10 protein-coding genes are annotated in these 11982 nt (G+C 38.8%); 5 read left to right on the plus strand and 5 right to left on the minus strand.

Annotated features, from left to right (window positions below; all coding sequences use genetic code 11):
* Positions 1-497 precede the first annotated feature (497 nt).
* Together K2G41_RS06595 and K2G41_RS06600 are read left to right on the plus strand one after the other, a co-directional pair.
* Positions 498-722 carry a hypothetical protein gene (locus K2G41_RS06595; RefSeq protein WP_300116621.1) on the plus strand — a complete coding sequence of 75 codons (225 nt, stop codon included), beginning with the start codon at positions 498-500 and terminating at the stop codon, positions 720-722.
* A gap of 208 nt (positions 723-930) precedes the next feature.
* Entirely contained in the window at positions 931-2115 is a 1185-nt protein-coding gene (locus tag K2G41_RS06600; RefSeq protein ID WP_300116623.1) for a hypothetical protein, read from the plus strand.
* Positions 2116-2868: 753 nt separating this feature from the next.
* On the opposite strand, the gene K2G41_RS06605 is transcribed toward K2G41_RS06600, so the two are convergent.
* Positions 2869-3330, minus strand: a complete 462-nt coding sequence (locus K2G41_RS06605) for a hypothetical protein (RefSeq protein ID WP_300116625.1) — start codon at positions 3328-3330, stop codon at positions 2869-2871.
* Positions 3331-3584: 254 nt separating this feature from the next.
* Between K2G41_RS06605 and K2G41_RS06610 the strand changes: the two genes are divergently transcribed.
* On the plus strand, positions 3585-4991 hold the full coding sequence (locus K2G41_RS06610) for a phage integrase SAM-like domain-containing protein (protein WP_300116627.1): 1407 nt from the start codon (positions 3585-3587) through the stop codon (positions 4989-4991).
* Between the two features lie 274 nt (positions 4992-5265).
* Here the strand turns inward: K2G41_RS06610 and K2G41_RS06615 are convergent, their stop codons facing one another.
* Genes K2G41_RS06615 through K2G41_RS06625 form a run of 3 tightly spaced genes read right to left on the minus strand, consistent with a single transcriptional unit; the run spans position 5266 to position 9292 of the window.
* The gene (locus K2G41_RS06615) at positions 5266-6099 is read right to left on the minus strand and encodes an HNH endonuclease signature motif containing protein (RefSeq protein ID WP_300116629.1); all 834 of its coding nucleotides are present in this window, start codon (positions 6097-6099) and stop codon (positions 5266-5268) included.
* Positions 6100-6101: 2 nt separating this feature from the next.
* Positions 6102-7796 carry an AAA family ATPase gene (locus tag K2G41_RS06620; RefSeq protein ID WP_300116631.1) on the minus strand — a complete coding sequence of 565 codons (1695 nt, stop codon included), beginning with the start codon at positions 7794-7796 and terminating at the stop codon, positions 6102-6104.
* Positions 7797-7810: 14 nt separating this feature from the next.
* Positions 7811-9292, minus strand: coding sequence for an ATP-binding protein (locus K2G41_RS06625; RefSeq protein ID WP_366145402.1), 1482 nt, complete (start codon positions 9290-9292; stop codon positions 7811-7813).
* A gap of 1523 nt (positions 9293-10815) precedes the next feature.
* Here K2G41_RS06625 and K2G41_RS06630 point away from each other — a divergent pair.
* Both K2G41_RS06630 and K2G41_RS12390 read left to right on the plus strand, forming a co-directional pair.
* Complete coding sequence (locus tag K2G41_RS06630; RefSeq protein ID WP_300116635.1) at positions 10816-11067, plus strand: hypothetical protein; 252 nt, start codon at positions 10816-10818, stop codon at positions 11065-11067.
* On the plus strand, positions 11013-11135 hold the full coding sequence (locus K2G41_RS12390; protein ID WP_366145403.1) for a helix-turn-helix domain-containing protein: 123 nt from the start codon (positions 11013-11015) through the stop codon (positions 11133-11135). The genes K2G41_RS06630 and K2G41_RS12390 overlap by 55 nt, the downstream gene beginning before the upstream one ends.
* Positions 11136-11278: 143 nt before the next feature.
* Here the strand turns inward: K2G41_RS12390 and K2G41_RS06635 are convergent, their stop codons facing one another.
* Positions 11279-11887: a hypothetical protein gene (locus K2G41_RS06635; protein ID WP_300116637.1), complete on the minus strand. Its 609-nt coding sequence runs from the start codon at positions 11885-11887 to the stop codon at positions 11279-11281.
* Positions 11888-11982: the final 95 nt, after the last annotated feature.

Below are 11982 nucleotides of genomic sequence, written 5' to 3' on the forward strand. Positions count from 1 at the left end.
CCGCAATACACGGAAGCAAACCTCTTCAATAACTGACAGGCCAATTCATTTCGTTCAGTGCGTACATCCCGAATACGAGGCATTCTACAACGGCTTGAGCGACTTTGACAAAGAGGCGTTCAAACGCTTCCGCCGCCACACCCCATGCTGACAAATCAGGAAGCAATGTCAATGTGCAAACTCAACTACGGCCACTCTTAGCACATGAGCATGTCTCATGGTCTTTGATCCAAATTATCCCTGAAAGAAGCCTGCTCTAACCTTAGTAGTATTATGCGACACATAAACTCACCTGTTATCAGAAAGGGGAGGCTATATGTGCCTATATCTGCAATCCAAATGAAATTGTCGGCAAGCATCATTGGATATGGTATGATTTTAAGACTGGTCAACCTCGATATGAACTAACACCGTCACCCGATGGCCGTTATATTCCCGATGCATTCCGCCAGCATGCTGCTTCATCCCAAGTATCCTCAACCTCCCAGTCGCAAGGAGTGGGAATAACTCTGTCATCGCCTTCTTTCAGAGGCGGAGTAAAAGACGATCAAGGTTTCGCCTCCGGAGCCGGAATATCAGATGTCATCGGCTCTGCCGCTTCGCCCCGCGAAGAATTCAAACGATGGTTGAACCGTCATCCCGGTCTCAGTATAGAAGAAGCCCTTCGCCGCTACCGAGACGAACAAAAGGCCAAGCAACGTCGCAAAAGACCGAGAATATAGCTACTGTCTTATATAAAAGTAAACATATTTCAGACAGTAAGACCTAAATTATCACAGTCTCAGACTGAAGTGTCAATATTTTTTAGTAATTTTACAAAATGAATGCAGAAAAGATTACGATACTCGCATAAGTGATAACTTAAAGAATCTCAATTCTTTTATAGAGAATATTAATTGTCTTTATGAAACTTTTGAGTACAGCGAAGTTATGCTTAGATCGCAGAGGCAACGTGTAAGTAAGGAAATCTCAGAAAAGTTGAAGAAATATGGACTGACAAAAGAATCATCGGAGGATAGTTTCGAGGTGCCACCTTCAGAAGTTCGTGAGATTATGCGTCTTTACAATAGACAAAAGCGCTCGACAGCTGCCTTTGACTTAATTCCTCGTAGTTACATCGTTTCATTAATTTCTCTTTTCGATGCTTTTATTGGAGGACTTATAAGAAACGTTTATTTGGTATGTCCGGAGAAATTAAATAATTCAGAGCAAAAAATATCTTTCGCTGAATTATCTCGATATGGTAGTATTGAAGAAGCAAAAGAAGCAATAATAGAGTCAAAGATTGAAACAATATTACGAGATTCTCATCAAGATCAATTTGATTGGCTGGCAAAAGAGCTTTCCATTAAAACATTAAAGCAGTTTGATAATTGGGCAAATTTCATTGAAATAACCCAACGTAGGAATTTATTTGTCCATGCAAATGGTATAGTGTCTACACAATATATTCAAATTTGCACAGCTAATCAAGTTCCTAATATTTCAGAAATAAAGAAAGGACAAAAATTAGATGTTTCAAGGCAATATTTTGAGAATGCTTATGCCATATTTTACGAAATTGCAGTGAAACTATCTCAAATGGTTTTAAGGTGTCTTCTTTTAAAAAAAGACAAGACTCTCCTTGAGGAAATTGATCAGGTTATGATTTCAATTATCTTTGATCTCATCCTTGAAGAGAGGTATCAGATTGCCATAGAATTATCGAAGTTCGCTTTAACGAGTAAATTTGAACATGTTAATGTGAATAGAATATTCATGGTACTAAATATGGCTCAAGCCTATAAATGGTTTGGGAATAGTGAAGCATGTGTAAAACTGCTTAATGATGAAGATTCTTCAGCATGGAATTCTGAATTGAAAATGGCTAAATGTGTACTTCTTGATGATTATAAAACTGCAATAGAATTGATGAAATCAATTGGATCAGGGAGTAAGACATTTACAGCTACCGCCTATAGAACTTGGCCAATTTTTAAAGAAATCAGGAAAAATGAGGGTTTTAGACAATTGTTTAAAACGACTTTTGGAGAGGACCTTAACAAAGACACTATATTCCGTACTAATTTATCTCAACAGGAAGCCGTGGTTGGCGGTGATGAAAGCCATGATTAGTAGGAGCTCTATAATGATGACATATTGTAGTATCTTTCATTTAGTATAGCAGTATTCGATTTATTCAAGCACAAATCAATGATTATGCCTCCATGAAGACAATCTGGATCGATGGTCGCCAAGGTAATTGTCAGCCCGTGTATATCAAATTCAATCCATACCATATGGTTCCGGGGTTTTATAGTTCCAACTCTGATGATCCGCAATGGTCGATGAATATACAATCGCATGGAGTCGGAATCACTCCGACATCGCCTACTTTCAGAGACGGAGCACAATACGATCAGGTTTCGGAATAGGAAGCAGAGGCATATCGGATGATTTCAAATTGTGGTTGAGCCTTCACTCCGGCCTCAGCATTGATGAAGTCCGTCACCGTTACCGAGACGAACAAAAAGCCAAACTGAAAGTCAAAGGTATGAATGTTTAGCAACTAACTTCTACGCCTCAGGAGGATTAATTCTTCCCGTAGTGTATTCAAATGTGCTATTGTGGTGCTTCCAATATTTGATTCTCCCAAAATCTTTTCGGTTCACTACATCTCAGAGATAGCACTGTAACATCATTAAGGTTTACTTCGCAACTTACATACGCCGTTTTTCAGTATTACAAGTTCCTTCGTCTTTATATTTTGAGCGAGTCTTATTAAAGACATTTCTAACTGAGAACACAATGTTTCGAGGTTAATGATGATTATATATGTAGTTTTGAATATCACCCCCTGTAGATAGTCAGCTTATCGCAACCTCTGTCTTAAGGAAGGTTATTGTCGCTTGATAGGAATGTTATTAAATCGTCGATGTCACGCTTAAAAGTTTGTAATTCTTTTTCCTTCAATGTCGGTGCATAATCAAATTCATAAGAGAAGACTGCATCTGACTCAACATTAAATGGTTCGACAAGCAATACGTTTGCTAACAACATAAATGATTTCTTTTCGTGCATTGCAATAAAAACTTTGTAGTATCTTTCGATTCTGTCAAGCATGAAATCCCGAATGAATTTTTCAAATTCTCTCTCTGATCGATTGACAGTTTCCAATATTGGCCATTCCTCCATTGGCGTACAGAATGGAGACGGAGATGTCTGCTCGCATGTCTCATTGATGAATAACTCATTCTTTCGTTCAAAAACATCCTGTAAAGAGATGTCATTTAACTCATTGGATAAATGAACGTAAGTGAAGAAATTCATGCTTACGAAAAGATTCAGCATTCTTGTTGAAATTTTGAGTTTTCATATTTGTTCGCAAAACGTAGTGACCTGCGTGGTGACCCGATTTGCAAAATAGCGGTTTGAGTTGTTATATTTGCAGAACCAAAGTGACTGATTGTGAATAACTGTGAACGTCAATGTTCAAACTTTTAGCAACCTCAAAAATATGGCAACAACATCCTCTCCAAAGTCATCGACGCAGTCGCTTCGCTCTGCGAAGAAGCTGACCCCTGTTTCATGTCCGCAATAAGGACTTGAAGAAAGATACTGCGACACTCTTTATCCGCATCCACACCCGCAAGGTGGATGTGCTAATCTCAACACTCCTGCAAGTGGAGGTATCAGAATGGCTGAAAGCTACGGCATCGCCACGTGCATGGCTTGCACATCAGAAAAAGAATTATCAGCTTCACGCCAAGCTGACACAGATTGAGGGTATCGTAAAGACGTATCTTGCGAAAGTCAACTTTGACCGCGAGGCTCTTGATATGGATATTCGTTACATTTCCGAGCCTGAAAAAGTTGAGGCAGAGCGCAAGGCAAAAGAGGAAGCTGCCGAAGCCGAAAGGAAAGCATTGGCGAAACGTGAGGCAGCGAGAGAAAAGGCACGATTGAAAGCCGAGGAAAAGAAACGCAAAGAGGATGAGAAGAATCGTCTTATCTGGTCATTCCTCGTTCAGTTTGTCGATGACATCAAAAGCGGTGCGCGCAAAATCGGCAGTGCCGATTATTCCGCCGGATCCTGTAAGGCATGGAAAAGCTACATCGGAGTTTATGAAGGCTTCGATCCATTGCACCAGTTCGAATGGGCAGATATAAACCGAGCTTTCGTTGCTCGTTACATCAACTATCTGCGTAATCATGGCTATATGCCGAAAGTTGTCAACAAGCATCTGACAAACTTGAAGGCTCTTATCAACGCTGCGTTTATAGACGGTGTGCATGATAACCAACGCGCGGCATCACTGATTGTAAAGAACAAAATAGAAGACCGAGACAAGGCGGTAGAAATCTATCTGACTGAAGCTGAACTGCAAGCATTGTATGAAATGCCGCTGACCGGGAAGAACGATCATATCCGTGATGTTTTTCTCATTGGTTGCTATACCTGTCAGCGTGTCAGTGATTACAACAATCTAAACGAAGACCATTTTGAGACCACCCGTAAAGGGACGAGGATAATTCGCCTCGTTCAGCAGAAGACAAAGACTGAGGTAACAATCCCCATTCTCAATGACAATCTCATTGCTCTCTTTGAGAAATACAACTATAACGTGCCTAAAGCCAATGAACAGGTCTTGAACCGCTACATAAAGAACATCCTTAAAGATTTATCGGAGACTGTGCCGTCACTGAAAGAAAAAGTGCCGACCAAACTGACGATGAAACAGAAGGATGCAATGCGCCGGGACAACATAGCCCCGGAAACAGACCTTAATGGCAATGTAATCGTTCCACGTTATGACTGCGTGACAAGCCACACTGCCAGACGCACAGGAATTACGAATATGTATCTGAGCCACAAGTACACCATCCTCCAGATGATGCACGTTAGTGGCCACAAGACCCAAAAGACCTTCATGGACTACATTAAGCTATCCTCCGAGGAGATAGCCGATGAAATTGCAGAGATGGCAAGGAAAGACAACGAGATGTGGTAGAATTATGCTGCTCCCCAAAAGTGACATTTATGTCAACTTTTGGGAGTGGCAAGATAGGATAAGGATAGTTTATTTATCATACACATCTATTCCGAAAATGTGGTCAAATGCCATATCTTAAAAATAAGAACAGTGACGAGGAATAAGATATGGATGAGGGCTATGAATTGAGGAATCAATGTATCAACTAATCTGTGTACATTATGAAGTCGCTCTTTTATAGCAATAACTCGAATACCGTCTTATAATATTTGTTATTTGAGGATTAAGCCAATTATACTAGAAAGTCGTTTTGGGACTCCATCTTTCTAATATATATTTTTAAATTTTTCAAATTAAAATCAGCACAATTCTTTAATGACGCAGTGACGACAGATTTCCAATGGTTAAGTCCGTATTTTTGTATAAAGGTTCTATGATGTGACTCTATTATTGCATTCAAAATGTCATCTCGCTCAGGAACATTACTCATAAATAAATCTCGGATAAGTTCTCCAGCCTCTTTGTTTAATCTATTTGAGAGTTGTATAATGGATATTTGATTAGTTAAAATTCCAGCTAAACGTTTGTCTAAATGACTTGGATCAATGTAAAATTCAAAAGTATAGTATCCAAATATAAATTGAGAACGAGCTGCAAAAAACTGAATTCCTGATGGGTATACCTGATAGTAGGGATGAACGAAATTTGTGCCAGTTGTTTTTAAATTGTTACATTTATAGCACATGGGTACAAGATTAAGTCTACAGACACTTAGTGCTTTATACCGACTTTCTGGTTTATAATGATCAAGGGTTGTTGGCTCGCCAAATCCGCAATAAGGACATTTAGGTACAGATTGAGATAATTCATTTCGGATAAACTTTAATCCCTCTCCTTTGTAGCTATCCCGGGTTTTAGTATATAATTTATGTATAACCTCTGCTTTAGTATGATTAAAAGAATCATGATCTGCATCTGATATATCACCAGAAGCAAGATCATATTTATGATATAGTTCTATCAGACCAGTCTTGTCATTAATAGATAACTGACCATTTGATTTTTGTATAACTTCATCAATATCTGAGATCGCAATCTCAAGGGATGGTTTAGGTAATTTCCACATCTTTACATAGTCATTATACGAGAGATTACATATCCTCGAAGTTGTAAACTAAGTTCGACTCCTAATATTTTTTCTATTTGCTTTATTGCAGTTTCAGGGTTATTTAGATTGTCGTTTTGCATGCTATTAACTATCTCATCGATAATATCATAAAATTCTGCTAAATCAGAATTTAGGCTAAAAACTTCAGCTTGAATTTCACTAAAAGTAGCACCAAACGTTTGAATTGAGGGTTTAAAGATTACTTTTTCATCTTTATTTCTATGTACGATGAAAACATTAGAGCTATATAATTCTCTAATTACGACTGGGGAATGTGTAGCAATTAACATCGCGGAATTATGTTCATTCAACAGATTACGTATGATTGTAAGATATGTTGATAATAAGGGTGGGTGTAGATGATTTTCAGGCTCGTCAAATAAAAATAATGTATTATTTTCAATATTCGAAATAATCGCAGATATAGAGTGCAAGACGAATTTCCATCCAGTTGATAATGCATTAAAATCACTATGTCGCGTATCTTTTCCCTCAAATGGATCGAGCGTTTGTAAAAACAATGGAATATCCCATAATCCAAGTGCTGTTAGATATTGATGAAAGCTTTCCCACTTTTTGCGTTTCTCATTATTCCGGTATATTATATCCATAGTCCTAACAAATTCATCAGCCAATGTAGCTGGGTCTTTGATGTAATGTGTAGCATAGCGTTCATTAACTACAATGTGGTGCTTTTCAGTAGTCTCTTTTGATATTTCGTTTAATCTTGTCGAATACTCTTTATTAATATCTCTGAGGCCGCAAAACACAAAACGTGAATCTGGGTTATTCAGACCCTCACCTATTAGCTTATAATCTGTAGCACTGATACCAGGAAGCGCAAAATTATCAAAAGCACTATAACTAACCATAATAAGTTTAGAAAAACCTATATCATTAGGTAGAATTGATACGACCGTCTCGTCTAATCTACGTTGGTCGGGGGAAGCATAAAGTAATCTTGCAATTCGATAGAGTAATGTGCTTTTACCACTTCCATTTTCTCCAATAAAAGCGACAATCCTACTTGGAAGCATAGAGCTATTATGTCTTCCTTCTGAGTAATCAAACTTTAAAGTTATATTATTCTTATAATCCTTGAATTTAAAAGTTATTGATTGTTTTAATAAATCATAATTAGTATATTCTGACAGAAGGCACTTTCTTGCATATGTAAGTACATAATTATCAATCGTAGTATCTCTAAGAAGGGACTTAGAAAAACAATCATCATTCTCCAATTGCTCATATCTATTATCTTGTGAAGACAATAGCAGATTTAGAGATTTGATAAATTGAAGTCGTCTCTCTTTTGTCCGAAGGATTTTACAAACATTTGAATATAACTCCTTTGACAAACTTAATGATACAAATGTGTCGGGCAGATTTGAAAAATAAAGATTGGGAAATTCTAACCTTAACAGATTTGATTCATATTCTTTTTGGCCAAATTTCATTATTCTTATTGGTCCAAAGTATTCTGGTATACCCTCTGTCTCGGCGCCTGCATAATGCAAGTGATACATCGTGTGGTAACCATGATCATTCCATCCATCTTCTTCAAGAAAGAACATCGGCTGGGTCTGTTTCCCTACTGTCTTTGATGCATCCTGAAAACATTTAGAAATAATATGAAATCTTATATAGGTAATCATCTTATAATCAAATATTAGCGATTGAACAAAGAAGTCATCATAATCTCATTCTGGGCGATTGCAGAATGTGAATTCTTCTTAAGTCCATAAGGCGAGACAAGTGTAATGTGAACAGCCTTTTTTGTTTTGGTAGCTTCAATAAAGTTACCACGACGACGGCGGAGTTTCATCTCCTCGTCTTCAGTGATGGCATACTCTTGCACGGAGAATTTCATTTCGCATAGATTTATTACACCATCGTTGCGGTCAATCAGTAGATCTATCTGAGTTTTGTCGATACCTTTATCTTCATCTGTCTCTGTTCGCCAGCTGTAGACATTAGATAGTACACCGGATATACCGAGAGCTTCCTTGATTTGAGCTATATGTTGAAGACAAACTCTTTCAAAGGCCAATCCACTCCATGCTCTATGCAAAGAAGAATCTATATTATTAGTCCAAAAATGAGAATCATTGTTTTTATTACCTTTCATATATTGAAAATAGAACAGCGTGAAGTTGTCTATAAGCTGATATAAAGCATCCTTTGATTGTTTTCCAATACAATTATATTTTCGTATAAAACCGCACCACTCCAATTCGTTAAGGTAACGGGTTAGATCTCCACTGGATTTTATTCCACTTGCCTTAGCCACTTCATCACGAGTAAGACCTTTGTTTTTCTTAGCAAGTGCTGTGACAACATTCATGTATGGCTCTGGATTATTGAAAAGTGATGAATATAACTGGTCATATTCATGACTAAGTCCTTCTGCATCCTGATTAAAGAACAATGCATCAATATTTTGCGCCATACTTAACTCTCTTTTGAGCAAACTCCAATAAAATGGGATACCACCCATTATCATATAGTTTTCCACTATCTGATAACGACTTAATCCCAAGTTGTTAGCTTCTGAATATTGTTCACATTCAGCAAGAGTAAATGGATGAAGCAGAATCTTGTTTGTCAGACGATTGTGTAAACCTCCATGATTATTAATAAGCTTGTTTACAATCCATGAGGTTGCCGATCCACATGCAATAAGAAGAATGTCTTTTCTTGCTGATGCCCAACTGTTCCAAAAATGCTCTAATCCGGATATGAAGTTGGAGCGTGGGGTATCCATCCAAGGAAGTTCATCGAAAAAAATAATCTTTTTCCCCTCTGGCAATGACCCGAGCCAATCTTCCAACGCGAAAAAAGCTTCATACCAGTTTTTGAACTGAGTATACTTCTTCCCAGAAACAGTCTGCAAGGAAGCGCGGAAGTTAAGCAGCTGATCTTTCATTTTTCCACGTGCCAACCCAGTATGTTGAAAGGTAAACGAGTAGTTAAACGTCTCCCGTATAAGAAATGTTTTGCCAACACGTCTACGTCCATATACAGCCACAAACTTAGAATATTCTGAGTTTGCTGCCTCCAATAGCTCCTTTTGTTCTGGTTTCCTTCCTATTATCATTGGGATTAAGTATAATTTCAATCGCAAAGTTAATAAAAATATTCGAGAAAACATCGTTATAATCCCCCAAAAGTAGGTGAAATAAGGTGGATTTGGGGGGTTATAAGCATATTTCGGACTATCTAAAAGGTTTGGACCATCCTTTTCTGGCCGTCCCCAATTCCTCTATCTATCATTAGCATCATAAGGTAGATGAGCATCATAAGGTAGATGTGCACAATCAAATGCTCTATCCGGGCTGAAAAATTTGGAGGATATGAGATGTGCGACTTAACTTTGCATGGCAATCAGAGATGAGAAGGAGCTCTTATCCTTGAAAATAATCCTTATTTCAGCAATTTCCCATATTTTTATGGTGGAGTAGTCTGAGTGTGATAGTATCTTTGCAGACGAAATTCAGAGGTCATGCCGGACATTACGCGGACCGAACCGGATCCTTTACGGACAAATGCGGACATAGACCGAAAAAATTTGTTTCGGATGAACCTTTTGAACTAATTTTGAGTTATGAAATCGTGGTGATAACTCATGTGTCCATAGCAGAGCTTTCAGCCCATCATAAGGATGGATTCTCTAATATTATTATGCTCTGTCGTGGCGGTGTATGTAGAATTAAGAAGCACTACGTTGAATGCGTCAGACCACACGAAGAGGTCTGAATGGTTATGCGTATCCGCTGGCGGATAAGATTGTCGGTGATAATCAGCCATAAGACACCTTCAGCTCTTTGACCTTGCTGTATCCATACGGTTCAAAGGAACGATTTCTAGTGAAACGTAAAGGTAAAAGAAATGTGGATTTCTTCTGAAGATTTGCAGATATGAAAATTTTTTCGTATCTTTAGGTAACAAGAGAGGGCAATGCCATCGTCCGACACATTGAATTATACATAGGTTAGTCCGGAATGAAGCTCTTGACGATGTGGGCCCGATTATGTTGCAACACTACTATGAAAAGGGTATCAAGACCCGGAAATGCTCGACAAGCCGTGTATTATGGCGGTACGCCCCGCCAGTCCGATAACAACTCGCCCTAAGGAAGCGATGCTCAACGGACTTAAAATTCCTCAGTTTGCGGCTTCTGAGACCCTGACAACGAAAGACTCTGTGGTGTGTTCAAGCACTTTAAGAGTTGGATGTAATGACAAAGACGCGCCGGATTTTGTGGATATAGTGGCGGCGTAAGTTTTTAATGTCATGCAGTAAACATCTGATTATTAGAAGTCAGGAATTCTCGCGGAGTGTGAATGAAACGTTGTCACGACTAAAACCCTATTAAAACTTAAGAAAAAGACGTGCTTGTCGCTATAAGTTTGCGACAGCCCTGATATATGTCCGTCCGGATAGGGCGGATAGATATTGTTGTTGTCTCTTGACACAGACGACAACGGCATAGCAAGGTACGTCTTATGCTGATCCGGTGGGTTGGCAACACTGCATGTTGGCTTCAATGGGAAGAAAGCCGACAGCCACCCTTATGTCCCTTTGCGGACCGTCTTTGTGCCTCAATCTTGTCGCCGGAGGCATGGAGATGTAAGTTTTCAGGCGATTTTTATTTAATTCATTTTTTTCACCGCAATGAATTTGTACTCCCTTCTTCAGGCTTCGGCCACCGATCCTGTCTCTCCCAATATCCTCCTCAACGTCACCCTTGCCGACCTCCATCAGCTTGTGGTTGACACAATCGACGCCACCCGTGAAAAACTCCTCCCAATCTACATGAAATCAGAGGAAGACCATCTACTGACCAAGAAGAGGTATGCTCGCAACTCGGCATCGGCGAAACCTCCGTCTGGAATCTCACCAAGCGAGGCAGACTTACCGCCGTAAAAGTGGGCAAGAGTGTCCGCTACCGCCAGAGCGAAGTTACCGATATTCTCAACTCCACCAACGACTGAGCCAATGAAAGAGAACATTTACCCTGTCACATCCGACATTCCCGAAGACCGCTTTGAGCGAATCGGTACGATCTACTACAAAATTTTACAAAAGCTTAGCTGTGGAATGATTATTATTTCAATGGCTATTCAGCATGAGCTATTTACGGCAAAAATTTGGATATAAAATCATATATGTAAGGAAAATATTTAGAGGACTTTTTTAGTTTTTTATAAAAAAAGTGGGCTTTTAAATCTTCTTTTACATTTCTAAACACACTATCTGTTTTACGATATGTTGGGACTATTTGCTGTTCCGCATCTGCGATAATCGATACAATTTCCCTTATTGAATCAAACGCAGCGTCTTGATTCTGGTTGCTAAGTTTGAATGTTATTTGCTCAAGTTCATTATCATCGTTCCAAATGAACACGATAAAGCATGGCAAGTCCGATGATTCTTTTAAGGAGAATACATCAAGGTATTTTCTGTTCTCATTCGGTTCACTCCAGGTTTGAACCATCATCCCTATGAACCCAGGAGGGAAGTTCGGATAACTATAATACCCTTGTTCCAATGGTCTTACTGCAAATATAGGCCACCGGGGTCCTGAAATCTCATCTAGCTCATTCCAAAAGTGAATATCCTCTAACACTTTTGCGATGTATGAATGTCTACGGGTATACATGATAAATCCAAAGATCCGAGAGGTGGAATTGTCGCACTGAGATCTGAGTTCTTTTAAACCAAATTCTTTTTCAATAGGAAACATATGGTATACGCTTAGAATGGTAATATGGTACAAAGATAATATTAATTATTCAAAGAATCAAAATTGTAATGCCGGTAAGCATTTGCACTCAAGTA

Origin of the sequence: Duncaniella sp., assembly GCF_029056165.1 — a bacterium.
Classification (GTDB): Bacteria; Bacteroidota; Bacteroidia; order Bacteroidales; family Muribaculaceae; genus Duncaniella.